Origin of the sequence: Deinococcus depolymerans (assembly GCF_039522025.1) — a bacterium.
Classification (GTDB): Bacteria; Deinococcota; Deinococci; order Deinococcales; family Deinococcaceae; genus Deinococcus; species Deinococcus depolymerans.
Genome location: NZ_BAAADB010000031.1, coordinates 76,510 through 100,584 on the forward strand (window position 1 = coordinate 76,510; position 24,075 = coordinate 100,584).

Genomic DNA, 24,075 nt, shown 5'->3' on the forward strand with positions numbered 1-24,075 from the left:
GAGAGGTCCGCCCCCTCCCCCGCTGCACGGCCCCGCCGCTACTTCAGGATGCCGCGTGCCACGAAGGCCGCCTTCACGGTGGCGGCCGCCTGGGCGCCGTACATGGCCTGCGCGGTGTCCACGGTGTGCTGCGCCGCCGCCGCGAAACTGGTGTCGGGCGCGAACCGGAACTGCGCGTTGATGATGATCCGGTCAGCCCTGCGGACATCCTTCAGGCCCTGGCGGATGTCCCACAGGGCGCGGGACCAGATCTCGCCGTCGGCGTGGACCTCGCCCACCACGGCCTCGGGGTAGTGCTTGTCCGTATCGGTGCGGCGCAGGCAGTGCGGCGTGGCCGTGGTGTAGCTCACGGCGTCCCAGTCGGCAATGCAGGTGATGGGCGCGCGGATGGGCGCACCGTTCGCCCCTGCCACGGCCTCCCCGACTGTCAGCGCCAGGTAGTCCCCGAAGGCCTCGCCGATGCTCCCGGCTTCCAGGCTGCTGCCGAAGCCCGGCACCTGCGCGGCGTGCACGGCGTGCCCGTACTCGTGCACGATCACCTCGCCGTCCTCGGCGTCGTCCACGCCGCCCTTGCCCAGGCGGATGATGTCCGGCTGGTCGTTCTGGTACGAGTTGTCAATCCCGTACTGGCTGACCTTCAGCGCCTGCTGGCGCCTGTTCACGGGCCGCAGCTCACTGCCGAACCCCAGCGACTGGAGGTACTTCTGCGCCTCGGTCACCCAGTAGTACGCCATGACCTGCTCGAAGCCGTCCTGGTCCCGCGTGAAGTTGAACGGTCCGCTGCCGTACACGGGCGTGCCGGTCTCGCTGACGACCTTCGCGTAGTCGCCGCTCAGGTAGCCGCTGCCGTCGAGGTTCGTCAGGGTGACGGGGTAGTACGCGCTGGCGGGCACGGCGGCCGCGCTGTCCTTCGCGTCGGTCAGGGCCTGGTTCCCGGTGGTCTGCACGGGGTTGGGCAGGAACGCCCGGGCGGCCACCGAGGTCAGGCCCGTGGCGGGCTTGCCGGTCCCGCCCTGCGCGCCCAGCCTGCCGCCCGGCGCCTGGCCGCACGCCGCCAGCAGTGAGAGGCTCAGCAGTCCCGTCAGGGCCATCCGGTTCTTGAATTTCATGATGAGGACAGTCTACTCCGCCTCCCCGGTCGGGAGGCGGGACGGGCGCGGTCAGTCCCAGACGGGCCGGGCACTCTCGGGGTTGGCGATCCGGGCGGACTCGCCCTGCTCCAGGCCGGCGATACGCTCCATGTCCTGGGGGGTCAGGCGCAGGGTCAGGGCGCCCAGGTTGCTCTGGAGGTTCTTGCGTTTGGTGCTGGACGGAATCACCGAGTACTCCTGCGCGAGCGCCCAGGCGAGCGCCACCTGCGCGGGCGTGGCGCGGTGCGCGCGGGCGATGTCCTGCATGACCGGGTCGTCCATGACCTTCCCGACCGCCAGCGTCATGTACGACGTCAGGTGAATGCCCTCGCCCCGCGCGAATTCCGCCAGGCGGCGGTTCTGGAGGTACGGGTGGATCTCGACCTGGTTGGTGGCGATGGGCACGTCACCCAGGATGGCGCGCGCCTGTTTCAGGCCCTCGATGTTGAAGTTCGACACGCCGATCTGCCGGGTCAGGCCCTGATCCAGCGCGTCCGCCAGGGCTTTGAGGTACTCCTCGGGTTTCACCGGACCGTTCGGGACGGGCCAGTGGATCAGGGTCAGGTCGACCGCTTCCACGCCCAGTTTCTCCACGCTGTCCTGCAGGCTGGCGACCAGACTGCTGCGGCCGTAGTTGTCGGGCTTGATCTTGGTGGTCAGGAAGAGTTCGTCGCGGTGGAGGCCGCTCTCGGCCAGCACCTCGCCGATCTCAGCCTCGTTGCCGTAGCCCTGCGCAGTGTCGATGGCACGGTAGCCCACGTCCAGCGCGTCGCGCACGGAATCCATCACGACCTGATCCTTCAGGCGGAACGTGCCCAGGCCGAACTTCGGAACGGAACCAAACTTGTCGGTGCTCATATGGCGCACTATCCACCCGCGCGGGCCGGGAACTCAAGGTGTGTGCCGCGTGCATGAAGGGAGGGTGGCTGCCACCCCCCGGTCAACGGGTCCGCAGCTGCCACAGCAGCCGCAGCGCAGACAGCACCCCCCCCACGACACTGACGGCGTCCCGGCGCAGCAGCAGCCCGGCCAGCAGCGCCAGCGGCCCGACCAGCCAGCTGCACAGGCGCACCCACGTCCGCCACGACACCTCGACGCCGAAAGGCACCTCGAACAGCACGTCGGTCAGCCGGTCCCACATGCCGGGCAGTACGCAGCGGCGGGCGGCCGGGTTGCACGGTCCTCCCGCCCCGGTGCTCGCGTGTCCGGGCGGGATAGACTGACCGTTATGATCGGAAAGACTTACAAGACGATGCTGGGTGACCGGGAACTGAGCATCGAGACGGGCAGACTGGCCAAGCTGGTCAGTGGCAGCGTGACCCTGCGCTACGGGGACACCATGCTGCTGGTGACGGCGCAGGCGCGCGAGGAGAAGAGCACGCTGGACTTCCTGCCGCTGACGGTGGAGTTCGAGGAACGTCACTACGCGGTCGGGAAGATTCCCGGCAGCTTCCACCGCCGTGAGGGTCGCCCCGGCGAGAAGGCGATCCTGTCGGCGCGCATCACGGACCGGCAGATCCGCCCGCTGTTCCCCAAGGGCTACCGTCACGAGACGCAGGTGATCATCACGGTCATCAGCGCCGACCAGCAGAACCTGCCGGACGTGCTGGGACCGATCGGGGCGTCGGCGGCCCTGAGCATCAGCGACATTCCCTGGGCGGGGCCGACCGCCTGCGTGCGCGTGGGGCAACTGGACGGGCAGTTCGTGCTGAACCCCACCGCCGATCAGCTGGAGCGCAGCAGCCTGGACCTCGTGGTGGCGGGCACGCGCGAGGCCGTGATGATGGTCGAGGCGGGCGCGCAGGGCGCCAGCGAGGAGGACCTCGTGGCGGCCATCGAGTTCGCGCACGCCGGGATGCAGGGCGTCATCGACCTGATCGAGACGATGCGCGCCGAACTGGGGCAGGAGAAGTTCAACTTCCTGGCCGAGGGTGACCTGAGCACCGATCTGGTGCCCGAGGTGGCCGAGGCCGCCCGCGCCGCCGGGCTGCGCGACGCGCTGCTGACCGTGAAGAAGAAGGACCGCGGGATTCGCACGAAGGCCGTGCGTGACGCCGTGATCGCCGCGCGCGTGCCCGACGCGGACGCCGAGGGCGCCGCCGAGCAGATTGCGGCCCTGAAGGCGGCGTTCGGGAAGGTCGAGAAGCAGGAACTGCGCCGCCTGATCCTGGAAGACGACCTGCGCGCCGACGGCCGCAACAGCCGGACCGTGCGGCCCATCTGGATCGAGGCCCGCCCCCTGCCCCGCGCGCACGGCAGCGCGATCTTCACGCGCGGCGAGACGCAGGTGCTGGGCGTGGCGACGCTGGGCACCGAGCGTGACAACCTGCTGGTGGACGACCTGACCACCGACGAGAACGACAAGTTCCTGCTGCACTACAACTTCCCCCCCTACAGCACGGGCGAGGTCAAGCGCATGGGCGGGCAGTCCCGCCGCGAGATCGGGCACGGGAACCTCGCCAAGCGCGCCATCCGCGCCGTGCTGCCGACCTTCGAGGAGTTCCCGTACGTGATCCGCCTGGTGGGCGAGGTGCTGGAATCGAACGGCAGCTCCTCCATGGCGACCGTGTGCGCCGGAACGCTGGCCCTGATGGACGCCGGCGTACCGATCAAGGCGCCGGTGGCGGGCGTGGCGATGGGCCTCGTGATGGAAGGCGAGAAGTACCGCGTCCTGACCGACATCCTGGGTCTGGAAGACGCGCTGGGCGACATGGACTTCAAGGTCTGCGGCACCGCCGAGGGCGTCACGGCCCTGCAGATGGACATCAAGGTGGGCGGCATCACCCCGCAGGTCATGCGTGAGGCGCTCGCGCAGGCCCGCGAGGGCCGCCTGCACATCCTGGGCAAGATGGCCGAGGTGCTGGCCGCGCCCCGCGCGGAACTCAGCCCCACCGCGCCGCGCATCGTGAGCCTCAAGATCAACCCGGAACTGATCGGGAAGGTCATCGGGCCCGGCGGCAAGCAGATCCGCGAGCTGGAGGCCATGGGCGCGCAGGTGACGGTCGAGGAGGACGGCACCGTGCGCATCTTCAGCGCCGACGGCAGCGCCGCCGAGGCCGTGAAGGTCAAGATCGAGAGCATCACCCGCGAGGCGAAGGTCGGCGAGGAATTCGACGGCACCGTCGTGAAGACCGCGCCGTTCGGGGCGTTCGTGAACCTGTACCCCGGCCAGGACGGCATGCTGCACATCAGCCAGATGAGCGAGGAACGCATCAATGCCGTCGAGGACGTCCTGAACGTCGGTGACAAGCTGCGCGTGAAGATCGCCGGCATCGACGACCGGGGCAAGATCGACCTGATCCGCCCGGAACTCGAAGGCAAGATCGCGCCCCGTGAACCCCGTGCGCCCCGCCCCGGCGGGGACCGTGGCGGCCGCCCGCCCCGCCGCGACTGATACGGACTCCGATTGAATGGGCTGGAAAGCCCGCTGGGTCCGAGCGAAGCGAGTGGGAGCAACACGGGTTCCGGACGTGGAGCCGGCAATCCGGTGAAGTTCCGGATTGTTGGCGAAACAAACGGCAGTCCGTATGAGGGTCACTGCGGTTCATGGTTGAAAGTTGATGGTTGATGGACGGGGGGCTGCGGCTCCCCGTTTCTTCTGTTGCACGCCTCTGCCGTTTCATACGGACTCCGATTGAATGGGCTGCAAAGCCCGTTCAATCCGAGCGAAGCGAGTGGGAGCAAAACGGGTTCCGGACGTGGAGTCGGCAATCCGGTGAAGTTCCGGATTGTAGGCGAAACAAACGGAATCCGTATCAGCGTTTCAGCAGGCGGCCCAGGACCAGCGCCGTGCCGGCCGAACCGGCCAGCAGCACGGCCAGCAGGGCGGAGATGGGCGCGCCCTGGGTCAGCAGCACGCCCAGCAGCGCGAAGGTCAGCAGTTCTCCGGCCACGCCTGCCCAGGAGACGCGCGGCAGGGTGCGGCCCAGCAGGGTCACGCTGCCGAAGGACAGGGCGGCGGCCAGCAACGTGATCAGCCAGTGCAGGAGGCTCATGCCTTCAGTGTAGGCCCGTCCCTCCCGGCCGCGGGGGCGCGTTCCGGTCAGTCGAGCGGAGTGATCTCGTTCACGGGTGCGTCCGGGTCGGCGGGCAGCTCGGGGAGTGGCGCCGGGTCGGGGGTGGCGGCGTCGCCGCCGTCCGGGTCCGGCTCAGCGGGCACCGGGGGCGCTGCAGGCTCCGGCTGCGGCAGCGGTTCGGGTGGGTTCGGGACCGGCACGGTGGGGGTGACCGGCTCGGGGGTGGGTTCGGGCGGCTGCTCGGGCGGCGGGGTGGCCGGAATGGCGTCCACCGGGTCGGGGGCCGGAGCGGGTTCCGGGGTGGCGGGAACGGGGTCAGGCGCGGCCGGTTCCGGGGTGCCGGACGGACGGACGGGCGCGCGACGGCCGAAGAAGCCCCGGTTGCTGCCGCTGCCGTCGCGCGCGACGGGTTCGTTGTCGGCTTCCGTCTCGCGGAAGGCCATGGTCACCTGCCGCACCACGCGGTACGCGATGCCCGGCGGTTCCCTGAACGGCACGGGCGTCTGCCCGGCCAGCGCCCCGGCGACCGCCTGCTGCCAGATGGGCGTGGGAATCTCGCCGCTGAACGCCCAGGAGGGCAGCGACCCGCCCTGCTGCCTGCCGACCCAGACGGCCCCGGCGACGGTGGGGGTCACGCCGGCGAACCACAGGTCCTTGATGTCGTTGGTGGTGCCGGTCTTCCCGCCCACCTGCCAGCCCGGAATCTGCGCGCGGGCCGCGAGGCCCCCCTGGGCGGGCGTCAGGTCGTTCACGACGCCGCGCAGCATGTCCAGGCCCAGCCAGGCGGTCTGGGCGTCCCAGACGCGCCGGGGGGTGGGAGCGGGGCGGGTGTACAGCACCTTGCCGCGTGGGTCCTCGACCCGGCGGACCAGGCTGGGCTCGTAGTACAGGCCGCCGTTGGCGAAGGTGGCGTACGCGGCGGCCATCTGCAACGGGCTGGCTTCCAGCGTGCCGATGGTCAGGGACAGGCCCCCGTCGGCAGGCGGCGTGAGACCCAGGTCCCGCAGTTTCGCCTCGAAGGTGGGCACGCCGAGTTCCTGCCCGATGCGCACCGTGGGCAGGTTCAGGCTGTGGTCCAGCGAGTAGCGCATGGTGACGTACCGGCCGGTCCAGCGGCGGTCGTAGTTCATGGGCTGGTAGTCACCCTGGATCGGGGCGTCGAGGACCGTGTCGCTCTGCTTCCAGCCTTTTTGCAGCGCCAGGGTGTACAGCAGCGGCTTGATGGAACTGCCCACCTGCCGGCGGGCCTGCGTGGCGTTGTTCCAGTCGCTGGGCCGCCCGTCCGTGAGTTTCTGCCCGACCAGCGCCAGGACCTCGCCGCTGTCCGGCCGGACAAGCGCGACGCCCAGCGTCGCCCCGCCGGGCAGGTCCGCGTCGCGGCTGGCCTGCTCGGCGGCGGCCTGCGCGGCGGCGCTCATGCCGGTGTAGATCTTCCCGCCGCCGTACAGGGCCTTGCGGCCGATGACGGGCAGCAGTTCCTTCTCGACGGCCTGCAGGTAGAACTGGTTCGGGTAGCGGCGCACCCCTTCGAGCAGGTTCAGGTTCTCGCCGGGCCGCGAGGGGCGTTCCAGCGTCGCCGAGCGGAGGGTGCCGTCGTCGTTCCAGCCGAGGCGCCATCCGGCCGGGTAGATCGGGGTTTTCCAGGCGGCGTTCGCCTCGGCCTGCGTGATCTTGCCGTCCTCGACCATGCGGGAGAGCAGGTCCTTCATCAGGGGGCGGTACGCCTTGAAGGACCTGTACCGGCGGTTCGGGGCGGGAATGATGGTGGCGAGGTACACGCTCTCAGCGAGGTTCAGTTCGCGGGCGTCCTTGCGGAAGTACGCGTGGGCCGCGCCGCCCGCCCCGATGATGTCGCTGCTGCCCCCGTCTCCCCAGTAGATGACGTTCAGGTACGCGTTCAGGATCTGGTCCTTGTTGAAGTTGCGTTCCAGCTGGTAGGCCAGGACCGCCTCCTTGAACTTGCGTTCCGGGGTGCGGGCGCCCTGCAGGTCGGCGAGCAGGGTGTTCTTCACGACCTGCTGCGTGATGGAGCTGCCGCCCTCGAGGTCGTTCTGCAGCACGCCCTTGACCACCCCGCGCGCGATCCCGATCAGGTCGACGCCGCCGTGCTGGTAGAAGCGGCGGTCCTCGCTGGTCACCACGGCCTTCTGCAGCCACGGGCTGATCTGCGAGGCTTTCAGCAGGTTGCGGTTCACGCTGCCGCCGCTGCTGAGGCTGGGTGACAGGGTGCCCACCAGACTGCCCGCCCGGTCGTACACGCGGGTCTGCCCGCTGTACTCCAGCACGTCGAGGTCCGACACGCTGGGCAGGTCGCGCCCCCACGCGAACCACGCGCTTCCCGCGCCCGCCGCGACCACCAGCACCACGCCACCCAGCACACCCGAGACCTTCATCCGCTTCACTGTACCGGCCGCCAGTGAGGGCGGACCGGGACGCCGTCACGGTCGGCCGGGCCGGGCCGCGCCTGAGAGGGGAAAAGGACCGTCATGCGGGGCAGTATGCCGCCGCGGGCCGCTCCCTCACATCCCCCCAAAGCATGAGCGGACCTTCAGGAGCGCTCGGGCGCGTGCGGCGCAGGGAACACTTGCCCCGCCGCGCAGCAGGTACCATCGGCGGTGCGCACCATGACCCACACTGTTCCTCCCGCCCAGCCTCCAAGCCTCCGCACCGCCGATTCCGACCGCCTGCTGACCCCCATCGTCCGGGCGGCCGGGCAGGCCATCGGTGACTACCGCATGATCGAGGACGGTGACCGCGTGATGGTCTGCCTGTCCGGCGGGAAGGACAGTTACACGCTGCTGGACGTCCTGCTGCACCTGCAGAAGAAGGCGCCCATCGACTTCGAGATCGTCGCCGTGAACCTCGACCAGGGGCAGCCGGGCTTCCCGAAGGACGTCCTGCCCCGCTACCTGACGGAGCTGGGCGTGCGTCACGACCTGCTCACGCAGGACACGTACAGCGTGGTCAAGGAGAAGACCCCGGAGGGCAAGACCACCTGCGCGCTGTGCAGCCGCCTGCGCCGCGGCATCCTGTACGGGCACGCCCGCCGGATCGGCGCGACGAAGATCGCGCTGGGCCACCACCGCGACGACATCCTGGAGACGCTGTTCATGAACCTGTTCTTCGGCGCGCGCCTGAAGGCCATGCCGCCCAAGTTGCAGAGCGACGACGGCACGAACGTCGTGATCCGCCCCCTGGCCTACGTCGCGGAGGCCGACATCATCCGCTACGCGCAGGCCCGAGAGTTCCCGATCATTCCCTGCAACCTGTGCGGCAGCCAGGAGAACCTCCAGCGCAAGGTGGTCGGCGAGATGCTGGAAGGCTGGGAGCGGGAGCACCCGGGCCGCCTGACGAACATCGCCCGCGCCCTGACTCGCGTGACGCCCAGCCACCTGATGGACCGCGACCTGTTCGACTTCGCGTCCCTGAGCGTCACGCCGCCCGAGGGTGACCGGGGCTTCGACCCCGAGGACTACCCGCAGCGCGAGTTCCTGAGCGGCGTGCAGGAACTCGACATGCTCGGCTGATACGGACTCCGATTGAATGCGCTGCAAAGCCCGCTGGGTCCGAGCGAAGCGAGTGGGAGCTGGGCGGGCTGCCAGACGTGGAGCCGGCCATCCGGTGAACTTCCGGATTGTTGGCGAAACAAACGGCAGTCCGTATGAGGTCGCCCCGTTGCCCGGTGTGACAGCGGGGCCGCGCGCCCTTCAGCGCGTGGCCCCGTCCTGTGGTGTGGGCGTCAGGGCGTCTCGGTGTAGGCGCCCAGGCGGCGGAAGCGCGCGGCGCGGCCGGATTTCAGGGTGGCGGGGTCCTGCGCGGCCAGTTCGCGCAGGTGCCGGGTGACGGCCTCGCCGACCGCGTGGGCGGCCTGCTGGGGGTTCAGGTGCGCGCCGCCGGCGGGTTCGGGGATGACTTCCTCGACGATCCCGAGTTCCAGCAGGTCCGGGGCGGTCAGGCGCAGCGCCTCGGCCGCCAGGGGGGCCTTGCTGGCGTCCTTCCAGATGATGCTCGCGGCACCCTCCGGGGAGATCACGGAGTACCACGCGTTCTCCTGGATCAGCACGCGGTTTCCCACGCCGATGGCGAGCGCGCCGCCCGAGCCGCCCTCGCCGATGACGACGTTCACGACCGGCACGCGCAGGTTCAGCATGCGGCGGATGCTCTCGGCGATCGCCCAGCCCTGGCCACGTTCCTCGGCTTCCAGGCCGGGGTAGGCGCCCTGGGTGTCCACGAGCGCCACGACGGGCAGCCCGAACTTGTCCGCGAGGTCCATCAGGCGCACGGCCTTGCGGTAGCCTTCCGGGTTGGCGCTGCCGAAGCGGCGTTTGATCTTGCTTTTCGTGTCGCGGCCCTTCTGCTGCAGCAGCAGCATGACGGGCACGCCCTGCCAGCGGGCGGGACCGCCGATCAGGGCGGGGTCGTCGCCGTAGCGGCGGTCGCCGTGCAGTTCCGTGAACTCGGTGCACAGCTGCTCCACGTAGTCGAGCGCGGTGGGGCGGCCGGGAGCGCGGGCCAGTTGCACGCGCTCCCAGCGGGTCGGGTCGGCCTTCGGGGTGGGGGTGTGGGCGGCGCGCAGGCGGTCCACCTCGGCCCGCAGCGGGGTGATGGCCGCGTCGAGGTTCTGCCCGGTGCGCTGCGCGGTGACTTCCAGATCGTGTACGCGCGCCTCGAGTTCCTTCAGGGTGTCGATGCCGGCGGTCACGCGCTCACCTCCTGTCGGGTCAGGAGGCCCAGCAGGGACGCGAGGTACGCGCGCTGCTCGCGGCGGTCCACGACGGCGTCCACCATGCCGTGCGACAGCAGGAACTCGGCCCGCTGGAAGCCGTCCGGGAGGCTCTGACGGATGGTCTGCTGGATCACGCGCGGCCCCGCGAAGCCGATCAGCGCGCCGGGCTCGGCGAGGATCACGTCGGCGATGGTGGCGAAGCTGGCGGTCACGCCGCCGGTGGTCGGGTCGGTCAGGACACTCACGTACGGCAGGCCCCGCTCGGCGAGCGTTTCGAGGGCGACGGTGGTCTTGGCCATCTGCATCAGGGACAGGGCACTCTCCTGCATGCGGGCGCCGCCGCTGGCGGTCACGATGACCAGCGGCGTGCCCTGCCGGGCGGCGTGCTCGGCGGCGCGGGCGATTTCCTCGCCGACGACGCTGCCCATGCTGCCGCCACTGAACGCGAAGTCCATGACGGCCAGCGTGACCGGTACGTCCAGGATGGTGCCGGTGCCGGTCAGGATCGCGTCGGGCCGGCCGGTCTTCTTCTGGGCGCGGCGCAGGCGCTCGGGGTAACTCTCGGTGTCCTGGAAGTTCAGGGCGTCGGTGGGGTGGACCGCGCCGGACAGCTGCGTGAAGCTGCCCTCGTCGAGCAGGACTGCCACGCGCTGCGCGGCGTCCAGCCGCAGGTGATGCCCACACTTGGGGCACACGAAGGCGTTCGCTTCGAGGTCACGGTTGTACAGCCCCTCCTTGCACTGGGGGCACTGGGTCCAGAGATCGGGCATGTCCGCGCCACCCTGCTGCTGTGGGCGGCGGCGGCGGAAAAATCGGTCAAGCGCCATGTGGTGAGTCCTCCCGGATATGCATCCTTACCCGCGCATTCTAGTGGCCCCCCGCGCGTCCGGTTGCACCGGGTCCAATGCAGCCCGCCCGGCGTGGGCGTTCAGCGCAGCTTGCTTTTCAGGTAATCGTCCATCTGCGCCAGTTGCAGGTTCAGGTCCTGCTGCAGCGCGTCGACCCGGGCGGTCAGGGCGGGGACGTCCGCGCCGGCGCCGCGCGCCGCTTCCAGCGCCCGGAACCGTTCGTCCAGGTACGTCTGCAGCTGCGCGAAGCGGCTGCCTTCCTGCTGGTCGAGGCTGACGCGCAGGGCCTCCATGTCCCGCAGGAGTTTGGCGCTGTCCGCCTGGGCGCGCAGGCCCGTGATTCCCGCCCAGAAGTAGAACACCAGGGTCAGCAGGGTCGCCACGATCAGCAGGATCAGGCCCATCGGCACGCCCCGGTAGGTCGCGAAGCCCAGGCTCAACGTGTGAGGGAACATCAGGGCGTTGGTGTTCAGCATGGCGAAGATTGCCAGGAGTGCCAGCGCGATGATCAGGACGATGGTCCGCATGCCTGCCAGCGTAACACCGGCCCTCTCATGAAGCGGCCCGTCCCGGATTGCGGGAACGTTCACGCTCCGGCCGGAACGCCTGCCCCCCAGCCGGCCCCGGTGGTGCGGTTCCGGCCTGCCAGCGTATGCTGCGCTGGTATGTCACTCGTCGTTCTGGTCACACTTCCCCCCGAGCGGGCGCATGACCTGGCCCGCATCCTCGTTGCCGAGCACCTCGCCGGATGCGTGAACATCGTGCCGGGCCTGCAGAGCGTGTACCGCTGGCACGGCGAGGTCGCCGAGGACCCCGAGAGCCTGCTGCTGATCAAGACCAGCGGCGAGCGTTACCCCGACCTCGAGGCGCGCATCAAGGCGCTGCACCCCTACGAGGTGCCGGAGATCATCGCGCTGCAGTACGACCGCGCCCTGCCGGAATTCCAGAGCTGGCTGCGCGAGGCGCTCAGCACCCCGCAGAGGTAGGAACAGCCGGCGGTGCGGTCATACGGACTCCGATTGAACGGCTTTGTAAGCCATTCAATCCGAGCGAAGCGAGTGGGAGAAAACCGGGTTCCGGACGTGGAGTTGACAGATCGGTGGTGTTCCGATCTGTTAACGAAACAAACGGCAGTCCGTATCAGACAGACGGGGCGGGGACGGGGGCCGCTGCGCCCGTCCCCGCCCCGTCCGGCACGCTCAGCTGAAGTCGGACAGGATGACCTTGGTGCGGTCGTTCAGCTTGAAGGACATGCTGCAGCCGGCCAGACCGTCCTGGTCGGCGCCGATCTCGGCGACCACGCTGGCGGTGTTGTCGCCGCCGCTGGTCAGCGCGCGGATGAAGGCGTCCGTCTCGGCTGCGCCGACCTTCAGGGTGGCGAGGTCGTCGGCGTTCACGCTGTACACCACCGAGGACACGCCGCTGGACCGGCGGGTCAGGTTGAAGGTGGCGTTCACCGTGGCGTTGAAGGTGGCCTTCCCGGCCGCGTCACTGACCTCGACCTTCAGGGTCTTGAGGGTCACCTTGGCTGACTGGGGCGCGTTGCACAGGCCCGAGGCGGTCGCCTCGGTGAACCCGGCCTGGAATTCCAGGGCGTGCGGCCGGATGTCGAACGGCACGTCTTTCGGGTACGCCACGTCTGCGAACGGCGCGCCCTGGGTGGAGTAGGAGACCGTGCCCTTGACGGCGGCGGGCTGCAGCGGTCCGCTGGAGCTGAGGGTCTTGCCGTTCAGCCCGGCGGGGTTCTCGACCGTCTGGGGAGGCACGAACTTACCGACGATCGCGCCGCAGCTGGCGAGGGTGGTGGCGAGGGTAATCAGGGCGGCGGCAGAGACAGTCTTGTGCATGAAAAGCTCCTTGTGAGGAAGGGTGGGGCCGGCGGAGGAAGGACCCGGCAGGACCGGGCGGCAAAGCGCAGACCGTCTCCGGAGGGAGGTCGCCTGTCCGCGGTCTGTTCATTCTAATGACGGACTGTCCCCTTCCATGACGGACATTTCACGCTGGACCTTCACGTCCCGCCCCTGCCCACGCAGAAAGGATTCTGTCATGGGCGCTGCGGTGCGTTTCCCGTCAGGGCCGGGAGCGCAGCGATCGGTCAGGGGCACGCCCGGACCGGCCTGCCGGGCGGACGGAACAGGTGGAGGCCGTGTCCGGCGTGCAGGTCCGCCTCGCCGGAAGGCATGAAAAACCCCCCGCACGTGGCGGGGGGTCTGTGTGGCGGGCCCTGAAGGACTTGAACCTACGACCCTCGGTTTTGGAGACCGATGCTCTACCAACTGAGCTAAGGACCCTTGCTGACGTGCGCAGGGCACGGGCGCATGCAGAGTAGCAGAGCCGCACGGGGTGCGCAAGTCCGGGCGGCGCCGCGACTGGCGGACGCCGCGGACGGTGCGGAGGCGTCTGTTCCGCGCGGACGGCGGGGACGGGGTGGGTGTAGCTTGGGCTGCGATGACCGTCAGACCTTCCAGATCGACTCCGGCGCGCCTCCCGGCAGGCGCGCGGGCGCGGGCGCCGCAGGTGCTGGGCGCGCTGGAGGCGCTGTACCCGGACGCCCGCACGGAACTGGAGTTCCGCACGCCCTTCGAGCTGCTGGTCGCGACGGTCCTGAGCGCGCAGGCGACGGACGTGAGCGTGAACGCCGCGACGCCCGCGCTGTTCGCGGCGTACCCGGACGCGCACGCCATGAGCGCCGCGCAGCCGGAAGAGATCGAGCCGTTCATCCGCCGGATCGGGCTGTACCGGGGCAAGGCGCGGAACCTCGCGGCGCTGGCGCGGCTGCTGGTCGAACGGCACGGGGGCGAGGTGCCGAACGATTTCGGGGCGGTCGTGGCGCTGCCCGGCGCGGGCCGCAAGACCGCGAACGTGGTCCTCAGTAACGCCTTCGGGTACCCGGCCATCGCGGTGGACACGCACGTGGGGCGACTGGCGCGCCGGCTGGGCCTGAGCGTGCAGACCAACCCCGACCGGGTGGAGGCGGACCTGCAGAAGCTCTTCGCGCGTGAGCGGTGGGTGTTCCTGCACCACGCGCTGATCCTGCACGGGCGGCGGGTGTGCGCGGCACGCAACCCGGCGTGCGCGGCGTGCCGCATGGCGGCCTTCTGCCCGAAAGTGGGCGTGGCGTGAACGGGCCGGTTCGCGGGCAGTCGTGGCGGTTCTCGCGGCAGGTGTGGCTGTTCCTGGCGGCGGTGTTCTCGTTCGGGCTGTCGCAGGCGTTCACGGCGCTGTTCCTGAACTTCTACCTGCGGGCGCTGGGGCTGGGCGCCGAGTGGCAGGGCGTCCTGAACGCGCTGCCGGCCGTCACGCTCGCCGCCCTGAGCCTGCCGGCGGTGGCGCTGGCGCGGCGGATCAGCAACGCGCACACCCTGAAGGTCGGCGCGGCCCTGAGCCTCGCGGGGACCGTGCTGCTGGCCGTGGCGGGCGGCGCGGCCCTGGTGATCGCCGGGGCGCTGTTGCAGGGCGCGGGCGCGGCCCTGACGGTCGTGGCGTCGTCGCCGTTCATGGCGAACAACAGCGACGAGCGCAGCCGGGTGACGCTGTTCAGCGTGCAGAACGCCCTGATGACCGGCGCGGGCTTCCTGGGGAACCTGCTGGGCGGACAGGTGCCGCAACTGTACGCCAGCTGGACCGGTGCGCCCGCCGACGGGCTGGGCGCGCTGCGGACGGCGCTGCTGATCGCGGCGGCGTTGCAGGTGGCCGGGCTGGTCCCGGTTCTGGCGCTGAAACCCAGCGGGAAGACCGCCCGTGAGGGCCGCAGCTTCAGCGTGCAGGAGAAGGGCATCATGGCGCGGCTGGTCGCGCCGAACATCCTGGTGGGCCTGGGGGCCGGGGCGACCATTCCGTTCCTGAACGTGTTCATCGAGGGCAAATTCCAGATCAGTTACGCGGGCCTGGGCACCCTGTTCGCCTGGACGAGCCTCGCGACGGCCGCCACGGCGCTGCTGCAGCCGCTGCTGGTGCGCCGCATGGGGCCGCTGCAGGCGGTGCTGGTCGTGCAGGCCAGTTCGTTGCCGTTCCTGGCGGCGCTGGGCTTCGCGCCCAGCCTGTGGCTGGTCACGGCGGCGCTGTTCACGCGCGGCGCCCTGATGAACGCGGCCGGGCCGGTGTACAGCGCGTACGCCATGAGCGCCCTGCCGGAACGCGACCGTCCCATGTACTCGGCCGTGAACGTGATCGCCTGGGACCTCGGGTGGGCGGTCAGCAGCGTCCTGTCGGGCGTGGTGCGCGGCGCGCTGCCGTTCACGCTGGCCTTCAACCTGCTGTTCGCATGGACGCTGCTGATGTACGCCGGGAGCGTGCTGGCCATCTACCTGGGCCTGTACCGCCCGGCCCGCATGAACGCTGCCCTAACCTCCCGCCCGCCCGCCGCGTGAACCTCCCTCACGGTTCGGGGGGTAGACTGCCAGTGATGAGTGACTCCTCCCCCCTTCGCCGCCTGCACCACGTTCAGGAACTTGATCTGAACCTTGATCGCCTGCGCGATGAGGAAAGCAACATTCCTGACGAGCTGCGCGCCGCCCGCGCCGAGCAGGAACGCCTGAACAACGAACTCGAGGACACCGAGATCACCCTCGAGGGCGTCGACAAACGCGTGCGCCAGCAGGAACTCGACCTGGCCGGCACCCGCGAGCAGATCGCCCGCGCCGAGGAGGAACAGGAGAAGAACGCCTTCGACGCCCGCGCGCAGTCCCAGTACGGCAGCCGCATCCAGATGCTCAGCGAACGCGCCGACGAGATGGAAGAGGACCTCGTGCCGCTGCGCGAACGGCAGCGCGAACTGAACGAACGCGCCGCCGACCTGCGCGCCCAGCACCGCGCGCTGCGCCCCACCCTGAACACCCTGGAAGAACAGGACGACGCCCGCGTGCAGGACCTGCGCGCCCAGGGCGAGGCCGACCGCCAGGAACGCGCCCGCCTCGCCGGGGAACTCGACACCCGCACCGTGCGTGAGTACGACATGATCCGCCGCGCCAAGAAGGGCCTGGGCGTCGTGGAGATCAAGGCCGGACGCTGCAGCGGCTGCAACGTCATGCTGCCGGTGAACGTGCAGCAGAAAGCCGCGCTGGGCAAACTGCCCCCCGTGAAGTGCCCGAGCTGCGGCCGCTTCCTGATCCGTCTCGACCTCGCGTAAGCAGGCCAGACAGCGCCCCCACCCCGCCGCGTGGCAGGGTGGGGGTCTGCTTTGAATCCTTGCTGTGGCCCGGCACGCACGGCCCGGCGTACCACCTTCAGAATTCGTCGCGTTCGAACACCGCGCGGATCTGCTCTCGCGTCAGGCCCTGACCCAGCAGGATCAGCAGCAGCAGCCGGGCCTTGTGGGCGTTCAGGAAACTCGCGGGGATCGCGCCTGCTCCCACCAGGGTCGCGCCGCCGCCCGCGTACCCGTACACGGGCAGGACCGGCCCGGCGTGCGTGCGGGTGGCGATGATCACGGGTTTGTCGGTCGCGCGGATCAGGGGCAGCAGTTCGGCCGGGAGGTTCCCGGTCCCCAGGGCCGCGATGACCAGCCCGTCGGCCCGTGCGGCGGCCTCGGCGTAGCCCTCGCCGGTCCAGCCGGCGTAGGCGTACAGGATTTCCACGCGGGCGTTCAGGTGCGCGGGGCGGTACGTGGCGCGGGGTTCGGGCCGCGCGAAGTAGTGCAGGCGGGGCGTGCGGCCCTCACGGTCGATGCGGCCGATGGGGCCGGGGTAGCCGCCGAAGGCGTCCACGGCGGTCGTGTGGATCTTGGTGACGGTCCGCGCGTCGAAGATGTCCCCGCCGATCACCACGAGCGGCCCGCGCTCGCGGCTGCTGGGGTGCAGGGCGACGTGCGCGGCGTCCAGCAGGTTGGCCGGGCCGTCCCAGCTGATCTCCTCGGCGTGGCGCATGCTGCCGGTCAGGACGACCGGGACGGGCACGTTCAGGGTGAGGTGCAGCGCGAACGCCGTTTCCTCCAGGGTGTCGGTGCCGTGCGTGACCACGATGCCGTCGTGGTCCGGGGCGAGCGTCTCGATCAGCGCGGCCAGTTGCCCCATGTGCGCCGGGGTCATGTGCGGGCTGGGCAGACTGAACGGCTGCACGTCGTGCACCTGCACGCCGTCCAGGCCGGGCACGCTGGGTGCCTGCTGCGGCGTCAGGCCGCGCCCGTCGGGGCTGGGGCGGCTGGCGATGGTGCCGCCCGTGTGAATGACCGCGAGTCTGGGAGGGGTGGGCATGCCCGTGATGCTAGAGCAAGCGCGCCCCGCCGCTCCCCGGTCTGTCCGGACGGGCGGCGCGGCGCGGCCTGCGGGAGCCGGGTTAGCGGCGCCGACCGGCCCACACGAACGCCAGCCCGAACACGGCCAGCGTGAGGGGCAACTCGGCCAGCAGGGCGTCCGGGGCCGAGGTGCCCGCCTGGGTGCGCTGCCACAGGCCGATGCCCAGCCACAGCAGCGCGGCGGCCAGGGCGATGACCAGTGGGGGCAGGCGGTTCACCTCAGCTGCGGGCGGCGCTGATGAGCGCCTCGGCACCCTGGGCCAGCATGTCGCTGGCGAGTTCGGCGCCCATGTCGGCGCACTCGCCCGGGTCGCCCTGCGTGGTGGCGCGGATGACCTGCGAGCCGTCCAGGGCGCCCACCCAGCCTTCCAGGGTCAGGATGCCGCCCTTGACGCTGGCGTGCGCGCCGACCGGGGCCATGCAGCCCGCACCCAGGCCCGCGAGGAACTCGCGTTCGGCGGTGATGCGGTCGTCGGTGGTGTGGTCGTGGATGGCGTACGCGACCTCGATGGTCAGGTCGTCGTCCGAGCGGGTCTCCAGGGCCAGGGCGCCCTGGCCGGGGGCGGGCAGCAGGATGTCGGGTTCCACGAACTCGTCGATGCGGTGGCGCATCTCGGTGCGGATCAGGCCGGCCGCCGCCAGGATGATCGCGTCGTACTCGTCCCCGGCGAGCGCGGCGAGGCGCGTGTCGATGTTGCCGCGCAGGTCGATGACCTGCAGGTCCGGGCGGTAGGCGCGCAGGAACGCCTTGCGGCGCACGCTGCTCGTGCCCACGCGGGCGCCCTGCGGGAGGTCCGCGAGGCGTTTCATGCCTTCCTTGCCGATCAGGACGTCACGGGCGTCCACGCGGCGCGGAATGGAACTGACTTCCAGGCCTTCGGGCTGCTCGGTGGGCAGGTCCTTGAGGGAGTGAACGGCGATGTCGATGCGTTTCGACAGCAGCGCGTCCTCGATTTCCTTGACCCAGAAGCCCTTGTCTCCCTTCTGGGCCATGGCCTCCAGGCTGCCGCGGTTGCGGTCACCCTTGGTGCTGATCGTCTGAATGCGGAAGTCCGTATCCGGCCATTCTTCCTTCAGGCGAGCAACCACCCACTGGGTCTGTGCGAGCGCAAGTGTGCTGCCGCGCGTTCCTACCGTCACCATCCGCATAACCCGCGCATTATACGGGCTGCGAGGACCCGGCGCGTCCCGGACCCGACCGGGCGACCCGGACCGCGTCACCCCCGGACCGTTCCGCGCCCGCGGGCACGCGCCCCAGGCGGGTGTGCCCGGTGACCATGCGCCACTCGGCGGATGCGGCGGCGGGTCCGTTCGGCCTAGCCTGTGGGAATGACGGCGCCTGTTCCCTCTTCTTCCCTGCCACCGGACGCCCCCCCATCCGGAAGTCCCGCACAGCGGCCCTCGACGGCGCTGGGCGTGCTCGCCACGTACCTGGGCCCCCTGAAATGGCAGGTGCTGGCGCTGGCGGCGCTGCTGCTGACCGGCACCGCCCTGAACCTGACCCTGCCGCAACTGCTGGCGCGTTTCGTGGACAACGCCCGGCTGGGCGCCGGGGCCGACCCGGCCCTGCTGGCGCGGCTGGCCGGCGTGTACATCGCGCTGGCGGTCGGCGTGCAGTTCATGACGGCCGGCGCGACGTACGTGGGCGCGCGGGTCGGCTGGACCGCCACGAACCGCCTGCGCGCCGACCTGATGGACCACCTGCTGTCGCTGGACATGCGTGAACACAAGGAACGCACGCCGGGCGAGATGATCGAACGCATCGACGGGGACGTGACGGCCCTCAGTAACTTCTTCTCGCAGTTCGCGGTGCGGGTGTTCGGGGCGGCGCTGCTGCTGACCGGCGCGCTGATCATGTTCTTCCGGCAGGACTGGCGCGTGGGCCTGGGCGTCACGACCTTCACGCTGCTCACCCTGTACGTCATGAACCGCGTGCGGAAACTGGGCGTGGAACCCACCCGCCTGGAACGCGAGAGCAGCGCCCGCCTGTTCGGCTTCGTGGAGGAACGCCTGACCGGCCTGGAGGACATCCGCAGCCTGGGTGCCGGCGGCCACCACCTGAACCGCTTCCTGCGCGTGCAGCGCGAGTTCTTCACGCGGTCCATCAATTCCTGGCGGCGGCGCAGCGTGGTGTGGCAGCTCAGCATGCTGCTGTTCGCCATCGGGTACGTCGGGGTGCTGAGTACCGCCATCGGCCTGTACGCCGCCGGGAGCATCACGCTCGGCACGGCGTTCCTGCTGTACCAGTACATGACGCTGGTGGAGGAACCCATCGATCAGCTCACGCAGCAGCTTCAGGACCTCCAGAAGGCCGGGGCGAGCATCGGGCGCGTGTCGGAACTGCTCGCGCTGCGGACCGCCGTCACGGGCGGCAGCGTGCCCCTGAGCGACGGCCCGCTGGCGCTGGACTTCCGGGACGTGTCGTTCACGTACGCGCCCGAGGACCCCGAGGCGCGCGGCGTGCTGAGCGGCGTGACCTTCCACCTGCCCGCCGGGCAGACCGTCGGCCTGCTGGGCCGCACCGGCAGCGGCAAGACCACCCTGACCCGCCTGATCTCCCGCCTGTACGACGCGACCGCCGGCGAGATCACGCTGGGCGGCGTGAACATCACCCACGTGCCCCTCAAGGACCTGCGCCGCCGCGTGGCGGTCGTCACTCAGGACGTGCAGCTGTTCCAGGCGAGCGTGCGCGACAACCTCAGTTTCTTCGACCCGACCGTCACGGACGAGCAGGTCGAGGCGGCCCTGCACGAGGTCGGCCTGGGCCTGTGGCTCTCGCGGCTGGAACAGGGCGTGCGCACCCCGCTGCCCACCGGCAGCCTCTCGGCCGGCGAGGCGCAACTGCTGGCCTTCGCACGCGTCCTGCTGCGCGACCCCAGCGTCATCATCCTCGACGAGCCCAGCAGCCGCCTCGACCCCGCCACCGAGGCCCTGCTGACCGCCGCCATGACCCGCCTGCTGAGCGGCCGCACCGCCATCATCATCGCGCACCGCCTCGACACCGTCGCCCGCGCCGACCGCATCCTGGTCCTCGGCGGCGGCGAGGTCCTCGAAGACGGCCCCCGCGCCGACCTGGCCCGCGACCCGCGCAGCCACTACGCCGCCCTGCTGCGCGCCGGAACGCTGAGCGAGAACGCGCCGGAAGGCGTGCTGGCATGACGGTCTGCACGGCCCTCCCACTGCCCGCCCCCCACGCGCCACGCACCCCCTGGAGTCCCGCATGACCACCTCACCCCTGCCGCCCGCGCCCGCGAAGGAACGCACCTTCGCGCTCTCACGGGAACTGTTCCGCTACAAACCCGCCCTGTTCGCGTTCAACCTGCTCATGTGGGGCATGGTGCACGCCAGCCCCGCCCTGCTGACCCTGGCCGTCAGCGGCGTGTTCCGCCACCTGGAGGAAGCGGACGCCCTGCGGACCGGCGGGCAACCCCTGAACCCCGCCATCGCCGCCGCGTGGGTGGCGCTCGGGTGGTTCGCGTTCGTGCGCCTCAGCCGCTTCGGGATCTTCTACGGCGCGTTCCGCGCGTGGATTCAGCTGTGGTACACGCTGGACGCCCTGGTGCGCCGCAACCTGCTGGGCTACCTGCTCACCGCGCGCCGCAGCCGCCGCCTGCCCGACACGCCCGCCGAGGCCGTCAGCCGCTTCCGCGACGACGTGGACGACGTCGCCGGGTACACGGAAGTCTGGGTGGACGGCGCGGGCTTCGTCGCGTACTCCCTGATCGCCATCACCCTGATGGCCCGCGTGGACCCCCTGATCACGCTGCTGGTGTGCACGCCACTGCTGCTGATGATCGCGTTCGTGCAGCGCCTCTCGCCCACCATCCGCACGTACCGCCGCCGCATGCGCGAGGCGACCGCCCGCGTCACGGACTTCATCGGCGAGACCTTCGGAGCGGTCAGCGCCGTGAAACTCGCCGCGCAGGAAGACCGCATGGTCGGCCACCTGCGTTCCCTGGGCGAAACGCGCCGCCACGCCGCCCTGCGCGACGTCCTGCTGACCGAACTGATCCGCGGCGTGAACACCAACATGGTCAACCTCGCCGTCGGCCTCGTGCTGCTGCTCGGCGCGAACAAGGTCCGGGGCGGCGCGCTCGACGTGGCCGACTTCGTGCTGTTCATCGGCCTGCTCCCCCGCCTGACCGGCTCCATGGGCTTCTTCGGCGACGCCATCGCCCGCCACCGCCGCACCGGCGTCAGCTACGACCGCATGACCCGCCTGCTGCAGGACGCCCCGGACACCACCATCGTCGCCCACCACGACGTGCACCTGAACGCCGACCCGCCCGCCCCCGACCCCGCCCCACCCCACATCCCCCTGCAGGAACTGCGCGTGGAAGGCCTGAACGCCACGCACCCCAGCGGCCTCGGCGTGCGCGACATCAGCTTCAGCGTCCGGCGCGGCGAGTTCATCGTCATCACCGGCCGCATCGGCAGCGGCAAAAGCACCCTGCTGCGCGCCCTGCTCGGCCTGATCCCCACCCAGAGCGGCCACACGTACTGGAACGGCCAGCCCATCGACGACCCCGCCACCTTCCTCGTCCCCCCCCGCAGCGCGTACACCGCCCAGATCCCCAACCTGTTCAGCGACACCCTGCAGGAAAACATCACCAGCGGCAGCCCCGACACCAACCTCAGCCGCGCCGTGAAACTCGCCGTCCTCGAACCCGACCTCGACACCCTCGGCAACGGCCTCACCACCCCCGTCGGCGCACGCGGTGTGAAACTCAGCGGCGGGCAGATCCAGCGCGCCGCCGTCGCCCGCATGCTCGCCCGCGACGCCGACCTCCTCGTCTTCGACGACGTCAGCAGCGCCCTCGACGCCCGCACCGAAGCGCAACTCTGGCAGGGCCTCGCCAGCACCGACGCCACCTGCCTCGTCGTCAGCCACCGCCGCGCCGCCCTCCTGCGCGCCGACCGCATCCTCCTCCTCCAGAACGGCACCCTCACCGACCACGGCACCCTCCCCGAACTCCTCGAACGCAACGAAGAAATGCGCGCCCTCTGGCACGACGACGAGGCAGACGGAGAGTAGGAAGGGCGCCCCCTCAGTCAGCTTCGCTGACAGCTCCCCTCAAGGGGAGCCTTGAAGGCGAACGTCGTCGCCACGAGGCCCGTAACGAGAGCCCCCCCTGCCCCCCTGGGGTACTCGTATGAGCCGCTTGCGGAGGGGGCTGGGGGGTGGGGCAACACGCAGGCGGCAACCCCAAGGAACCTTCATACGGACTCCGATTGAATGGCTTTATAAGCCATTCAATCCGAGCGGATGCGAGTAGGAGAGAAACGGGTTCCGGACGTGGAGTTGACGACCCGGTGCCGTTCCGGGTTGTCAACGAAACAAACGGAATCCGTATCAGATCTCCTGCAAGGGAATGGCCGCCAGCCACGCGGGCACCTCGTCCGGGGCGTACGTGTCGAACACGAGCCGCGTGAGGGACACGAGCGGGTAGCCCTCCAGATCGCCTTCGACGGGGCGGCGGTCGACGATGCAGGCGATGGCGGCGCAGCGTCCTCCGGCGGCTTCGGCGGCGCGGACGGCTTTGAGGACGCTGCCGCCGGTGGTGAGGACGTCTTCGACGGCGATGAAGGGTTCGCCGGGCTTGATGGTGAACGCCTCGCGGATTTTCATGCCGCCGTGGCCGTCTTTCTCGGCGAAGATGGCGCGGGTGCCGTAGTGGCGGGCGGTTTCGTAGGCGAGGACGACGCCGCCCATGGCGGGGCCGATGAGCAGGTCGGCCTGGATGCCTTTCTCCTTGAGGCGCTGGGCGAGGGCCTGCCCGATCTGTTCGGTGAGGTGGGGGTGCTGGAGGACGGTGGTGCTCTGGAGGAATTTGGGGCTGTGGCGACCGGAGGCGAGGAGGAAATGGCCTTCGTGGTACGCGCCGGCCTGCTGGTAGAGATCCAGGACGTTCATGGAGGTCAGTATTTCATCCTGGGTGGCCGGAGCGGTGTCGGTTGGGGGCCGGGTCGCTTGGGGGGCTGGGTTCCATTGCGTGGGGGTGGGGTGGGGGCATGATGGTGCATGGATTCGGTGACTTTTCCGGGGGCGGTGACGGTGGGGGCGCGGCGGCGCCTGCTGGGCATCTCGCTGGTGGCGCTGGCGCGGGAGGCGGGCGTGTCGCCGGAGGTGCTGCGGCGGCTGGAGGCGGGTGAGTACGATCCGCGGAGTCTGCATGTGGTGGCGCGGCGGGTGCTGGCCCGGCGACTGGACATCACGCTGGAGTAGATGGGGGGCGCGTAGGCGTGCTGGCTGATGCGCGGCGTCCGCACGGCGCGCTTGAATGACGCGTGAAGGAAACGCCGGGCGCAGACTGGGCGTTCGCCGTGAAGAATGACAGGCGGGGCGGGTGGGAGGTGGTGCGGCGTGAATCAGGCATTCGTGGATGCCAGCTGGAATGAGGGACCGGACGCCGAGGGGCGACTGGTGGGCGTGGGCGGCTGGGGGCTGGTGCTGATCGTGCCGGGGCAACTGCCGGCCCGGTTTCAGGGGCAGCTGCGCGCGCCGGACAACAATGCCGCCGAGGTGCGCGCGGTGCTGGAGGCCGTGCGGGCCGCGCCGCCCGGCGAGGCGCTGACCGTGCATACGGATAACGAGGCGGTGATCGCGTCGGTCGGGCGCGGGCGGGGGCCGGAGGTCCTGACGGACGCGGCCCGCGAGGTGCTGGAGGAGGTTGCGGCGCGGGGCGTGGGTCTGCGCGTGCGGTACGCGCCGCGCACGCGGCGGCACATGCTCACCGCACACGAGCTGGCGAACGACGCGCGGCGGGGCCTGGGCACGCCGGGCCTCACGGCCACCCGGTCGGACGTGCTGATCGAGCAACGCGCGGCGGGCGACGAAGCCCGCGTGAGCCTGCGCCGCCCTGGGGAGCGCGTGACGGCGCACGTCCCGCTGGACGTGATGTCCGAGGTCCCGCCGAGCGCGCAGGCCCTGCTGGCCGCCGTGGGGCTGGCCCTGCCGGGCGAGGTGCTGGTGGTGCGGCGGGCCAGCCGGGTCGCGCAGGCCCTGTGGCACCGGCCCGAGCGGGCGCTGCGGGCGGGCGCGCAGGCGACGCTGCAACTCGCGCGCCGCGCCGCCGACGAGAACGGCGTGCAGGTCGAATTCCTGGGCGTCGGCTGAAAGTGT

At 70.5% G+C, this 24,075-nt stretch carries 23 protein-coding genes and 1 tRNA gene; 10 read left to right on the plus strand and 14 right to left on the minus strand.

The features are described from left to right. Positions 1 to 38: 38 nt before the first annotated feature. From ABDZ66_RS16430 to ABDZ66_RS16440, 3 genes are all read right to left on the minus strand, one after another. Positions 39 to 1,109, minus strand: coding sequence for a M36 family metallopeptidase (locus tag ABDZ66_RS16430; protein WP_343761232.1), 1,071 nt, complete (start codon positions 1,107 to 1,109; stop codon positions 39 to 41). A 51-nt stretch (positions 1,110 to 1,160) separates the two neighbouring features. Next, on the minus strand, positions 1,161 to 1,988 hold the full coding sequence (dkgB, locus tag ABDZ66_RS16435; RefSeq protein ID WP_343761234.1) for a 2,5-didehydrogluconate reductase DkgB: 828 nt from the start codon (positions 1,986 to 1,988) through the stop codon (positions 1,161 to 1,163). A gap of 82 nt (positions 1,989 to 2,070) precedes the next feature. Then, a complete protein-coding gene (locus ABDZ66_RS16440) occupies positions 2,071 to 2,271 on the minus strand; it encodes a hypothetical protein (protein ID WP_343761236.1) in 201 nt (66 codons plus the stop codon). Positions 2,272 to 2,358: 87 nt separating this feature from the next. Here ABDZ66_RS16440 and pnp point away from each other — a divergent pair, with 87 nt between their 5' ends. After that, positions 2,359 to 4,524, plus strand: coding sequence for a polyribonucleotide nucleotidyltransferase (pnp, locus tag ABDZ66_RS16445; protein ID WP_343761238.1), 2,166 nt, complete (start codon positions 2,359 to 2,361; stop codon positions 4,522 to 4,524). Positions 4,525 to 4,885: 361 nt separating this feature from the next. Here the strand turns inward: pnp and ABDZ66_RS16450 are convergent, their stop codons facing one another. After that, positions 4,886 to 5,125 (minus strand): hypothetical protein, encoded by a 240-nt coding sequence (locus tag ABDZ66_RS16450; protein ID WP_343761240.1) that lies wholly within the window; start codon positions 5,123 to 5,125, stop codon positions 4,886 to 4,888. 47 nt (positions 5,126 to 5,172) lie between these two features. Beyond that, complete coding sequence (locus tag ABDZ66_RS16455; RefSeq protein ID WP_343761241.1) at positions 5,173 to 7,539, minus strand: transglycosylase domain-containing protein; 2,367 nt, start codon at positions 7,537 to 7,539, stop codon at positions 5,173 to 5,175. Positions 7,540 to 7,770: 231 nt separating this feature from the next. On the opposite strand from ABDZ66_RS16455, the gene ttcA reads away from it, so the two are divergent. Continuing rightward, on the plus strand, positions 7,771 to 8,673 hold the full coding sequence (ttcA, locus tag ABDZ66_RS16460; RefSeq protein ID WP_343761243.1) for a tRNA 2-thiocytidine(32) synthetase TtcA: 903 nt from the start codon (positions 7,771 to 7,773) through the stop codon (positions 8,671 to 8,673). Positions 8,674 to 8,885: 212 nt separating this feature from the next. Here the strand turns inward: ttcA and ABDZ66_RS16465 are convergent, their stop codons facing one another. The 3 genes from ABDZ66_RS16465 to ABDZ66_RS16475 form a co-directional block, all read right to left on the minus strand. After that, positions 8,886 to 9,848, minus strand: coding sequence for an acetyl-CoA carboxylase carboxyltransferase subunit alpha (locus ABDZ66_RS16465; protein WP_343761245.1), 963 nt, complete (start codon positions 9,846 to 9,848; stop codon positions 8,886 to 8,888). Further along, entirely contained in the window at positions 9,845 to 10,699 is an 855-nt protein-coding gene (gene accD / locus ABDZ66_RS16470) for an acetyl-CoA carboxylase, carboxyltransferase subunit beta (RefSeq protein ID WP_343761247.1), read from the minus strand. The genes ABDZ66_RS16465 and accD overlap by 4 nt, the downstream gene beginning before the upstream one ends. Before the next feature lie 101 nt (positions 10,700 to 10,800). Beyond that, positions 10,801 to 11,247, minus strand: coding sequence for a LapA family protein (locus tag ABDZ66_RS16475; protein ID WP_343761249.1), 447 nt, complete (start codon positions 11,245 to 11,247; stop codon positions 10,801 to 10,803). Positions 11,248 to 11,385: 138 nt separating this feature from the next. On the opposite strand from ABDZ66_RS16475, the gene cutA reads away from it, so the two are divergent. Continuing rightward, a complete protein-coding gene (gene cutA, locus ABDZ66_RS16480; protein WP_343761251.1) occupies positions 11,386 to 11,706 on the plus strand; it encodes a divalent-cation tolerance protein CutA in 321 nt (106 codons plus the stop codon). Between the two features lie 213 nt (positions 11,707 to 11,919). On the opposite strand, the gene ABDZ66_RS16485 is transcribed toward cutA, so the two are convergent. Continuing rightward, positions 11,920 to 12,567: a hypothetical protein gene (locus ABDZ66_RS16485; protein WP_343761253.1), complete on the minus strand. Its 648-nt coding sequence runs from the start codon at positions 12,565 to 12,567 to the stop codon at positions 11,920 to 11,922. 368 nt (positions 12,568 to 12,935) lie between these two features. Continuing rightward, positions 12,936 to 13,011: transfer RNA gene (locus ABDZ66_RS16490), tRNA-Trp, on the minus strand. 157 nt (positions 13,012 to 13,168) lie between these two features. On the opposite strand from ABDZ66_RS16490, the gene nth reads away from it, so the two are divergent. From nth to ABDZ66_RS16505, 3 genes are read left to right on the plus strand one after another with little or no spacing between them, the layout of a single operon-like run. Next, on the plus strand, positions 13,169 to 13,843 hold the full coding sequence (gene nth / locus ABDZ66_RS16495) for an endonuclease III (RefSeq protein WP_343761255.1): 675 nt from the start codon (positions 13,169 to 13,171) through the stop codon (positions 13,841 to 13,843). Beyond that, positions 13,840 to 15,090 (plus strand): MFS transporter, encoded by a 1,251-nt coding sequence (locus ABDZ66_RS16500; RefSeq protein WP_343761257.1) that lies wholly within the window; start codon positions 13,840 to 13,842, stop codon positions 15,088 to 15,090. Before nth ends, ABDZ66_RS16500 begins: the two co-directional genes overlap by 4 nt. A 35-nt stretch (positions 15,091 to 15,125) precedes the next feature. Continuing rightward, positions 15,126 to 15,848: a zinc ribbon domain-containing protein gene (locus ABDZ66_RS16505; protein WP_343761259.1), complete on the plus strand. Its 723-nt coding sequence runs from the start codon at positions 15,126 to 15,128 to the stop codon at positions 15,846 to 15,848. A gap of 97 nt (positions 15,849 to 15,945) precedes the next feature. Here ABDZ66_RS16505 and ABDZ66_RS16510 read toward each other — a convergent pair whose 3' ends face one another. The 3 genes from ABDZ66_RS16510 to hemC all read right to left on the minus strand — a co-directional run bounded on the left by ABDZ66_RS16510 (position 15,946) and on the right by hemC (position 18,101). Continuing rightward, a complete protein-coding gene (locus tag ABDZ66_RS16510; RefSeq protein ID WP_343761261.1) occupies positions 15,946 to 16,911 on the minus strand; it encodes an asparaginase in 966 nt (321 codons plus the stop codon). Positions 16,912 to 16,993: 82 nt separating this feature from the next. Further along, positions 16,994 to 17,170 carry a hypothetical protein gene (locus ABDZ66_RS16515; RefSeq protein WP_343761263.1) on the minus strand — a complete coding sequence of 59 codons (177 nt, stop codon included), beginning with the start codon at positions 17,168 to 17,170 and terminating at the stop codon, positions 16,994 to 16,996. A gap of 1 nt (position 17,171) precedes the next feature. Then, the gene (hemC, locus tag ABDZ66_RS16520; RefSeq protein ID WP_343761265.1) at positions 17,172 to 18,101 is read right to left on the minus strand and encodes a hydroxymethylbilane synthase; all 930 of its coding nucleotides are present in this window, start codon (positions 18,099 to 18,101) and stop codon (positions 17,172 to 17,174) included. Between the two features lie 180 nt (positions 18,102 to 18,281). Here hemC and ABDZ66_RS16525 point away from each other — a divergent pair, with 180 nt between their 5' ends. Both ABDZ66_RS16525 and ABDZ66_RS16530 read left to right on the plus strand, forming a co-directional pair. Then, positions 18,282 to 20,111: an ABC transporter ATP-binding protein gene (locus tag ABDZ66_RS16525; protein WP_343761267.1), complete on the plus strand. Its 1,830-nt coding sequence runs from the start codon at positions 18,282 to 18,284 to the stop codon at positions 20,109 to 20,111. Positions 20,112 to 20,172: 61 nt separating this feature from the next. Beyond that, positions 20,173 to 21,987, plus strand: a complete 1,815-nt coding sequence (locus ABDZ66_RS16530) for an ATP-binding cassette domain-containing protein (RefSeq protein ID WP_343761269.1) — start codon at positions 20,173 to 20,175, stop codon at positions 21,985 to 21,987. Between the two features lie 318 nt (positions 21,988 to 22,305). Here the strand turns inward: ABDZ66_RS16530 and pyrE are convergent, their stop codons facing one another. Beyond that, on the minus strand, positions 22,306 to 22,866 hold the full coding sequence (gene pyrE, locus ABDZ66_RS16535; RefSeq protein ID WP_343761272.1) for an orotate phosphoribosyltransferase: 561 nt from the start codon (positions 22,864 to 22,866) through the stop codon (positions 22,306 to 22,308). 108 nt (positions 22,867 to 22,974) lie between these two features. On the opposite strand from pyrE, the gene ABDZ66_RS16540 reads away from it, so the two are divergent. Further along, on the plus strand, positions 22,975 to 23,178 hold the full coding sequence (locus ABDZ66_RS16540) for a helix-turn-helix transcriptional regulator (RefSeq protein WP_343761274.1): 204 nt from the start codon (positions 22,975 to 22,977) through the stop codon (positions 23,176 to 23,178). Between the two features lie 138 nt (positions 23,179 to 23,316). Continuing rightward, positions 23,317 to 24,069 (plus strand): ribonuclease H family protein, encoded by a 753-nt coding sequence (locus tag ABDZ66_RS16545; protein ID WP_343761276.1) that lies wholly within the window; start codon positions 23,317 to 23,319, stop codon positions 24,067 to 24,069. Positions 24,070 to 24,075: the final 6 nt, after the last annotated feature.

What these genes read in the sequence shown, in the direction of transcription:
- ABDZ66_RS16430 (WP_343761232.1), bottom strand. Translation starts at nt 1,109, where the DNA reads ATGAAATTCAAGAACCGGATGGCCCTGACGGGACTGCTGAGCCTCTCA.
- pnp (WP_343761238.1), top strand. Translation starts at nt 2,359, where the DNA reads ATGATCGGAAAGACTTACAAGACGATGCTGGGTGACCGGGAACTGAGC.
- ttcA (WP_343761243.1), top strand. Translation starts at nt 7,771, where the DNA reads ATGACCCACACTGTTCCTCCCGCCCAGCCTCCAAGCCTCCGCACCGCC.
- hemC (WP_343761265.1), bottom strand. Translation starts at nt 18,101, where the DNA reads ATGCGGATGGTGACGGTAGGAACGCGCGGCAGCACACTTGCGCTCGCA.
- ABDZ66_RS16525 (WP_343761267.1), top strand. Translation starts at nt 18,282, where the DNA reads ATGACGGCGCCTGTTCCCTCTTCTTCCCTGCCACCGGACGCCCCCCCA.
- ABDZ66_RS16455 (WP_343761241.1), bottom strand. Translation starts at nt 7,539, where the DNA reads ATGAAGGTCTCGGGTGTGCTGGGTGGCGTGGTGCTGGTGGTCGCGGCG.
- ABDZ66_RS16440 (WP_343761236.1), bottom strand. Translation starts at nt 2,271, where the DNA reads ATGTGGGACCGGCTGACCGACGTGCTGTTCGAGGTGCCTTTCGGCGTC.
- ABDZ66_RS16530 (WP_343761269.1), top strand. Translation starts at nt 20,173, where the DNA reads ATGACCACCTCACCCCTGCCGCCCGCGCCCGCGAAGGAACGCACCTTC.
- ABDZ66_RS16450 (WP_343761240.1), bottom strand. Translation starts at nt 5,125, where the DNA reads ATGAGCCTCCTGCACTGGCTGATCACGTTGCTGGCCGCCGCCCTGTCC.
- nth (WP_343761255.1), top strand. Translation starts at nt 13,169, where the DNA reads ATGACCGTCAGACCTTCCAGATCGACTCCGGCGCGCCTCCCGGCAGGC.
- ABDZ66_RS16540 (WP_343761274.1), top strand. Translation starts at nt 22,975, where the DNA reads ATGGATTCGGTGACTTTTCCGGGGGCGGTGACGGTGGGGGCGCGGCGG.
- ABDZ66_RS16485 (WP_343761253.1), bottom strand. Translation starts at nt 12,567, where the DNA reads ATGCACAAGACTGTCTCTGCCGCCGCCCTGATTACCCTCGCCACCACC.
- cutA (WP_343761251.1), top strand. Translation starts at nt 11,386, where the DNA reads ATGTCACTCGTCGTTCTGGTCACACTTCCCCCCGAGCGGGCGCATGAC.
- accD (WP_343761247.1), bottom strand. Translation starts at nt 10,699, where the DNA reads ATGGCGCTTGACCGATTTTTCCGCCGCCGCCGCCCACAGCAGCAGGGT.
- dkgB (WP_343761234.1), bottom strand. Translation starts at nt 1,988, where the DNA reads ATGAGCACCGACAAGTTTGGTTCCGTTCCGAAGTTCGGCCTGGGCACG.
- pyrE (WP_343761272.1), bottom strand. Translation starts at nt 22,866, where the DNA reads ATGAACGTCCTGGATCTCTACCAGCAGGCCGGCGCGTACCACGAAGGC.
- ABDZ66_RS16475 (WP_343761249.1), bottom strand. Translation starts at nt 11,247, where the DNA reads ATGCGGACCATCGTCCTGATCATCGCGCTGGCACTCCTGGCAATCTTC.
- ABDZ66_RS16505 (WP_343761259.1), top strand. Translation starts at nt 15,126, where the DNA reads ATGAGTGACTCCTCCCCCCTTCGCCGCCTGCACCACGTTCAGGAACTT.
- ABDZ66_RS16510 (WP_343761261.1), bottom strand. Translation starts at nt 16,911, where the DNA reads ATGCCCACCCCTCCCAGACTCGCGGTCATTCACACGGGCGGCACCATC.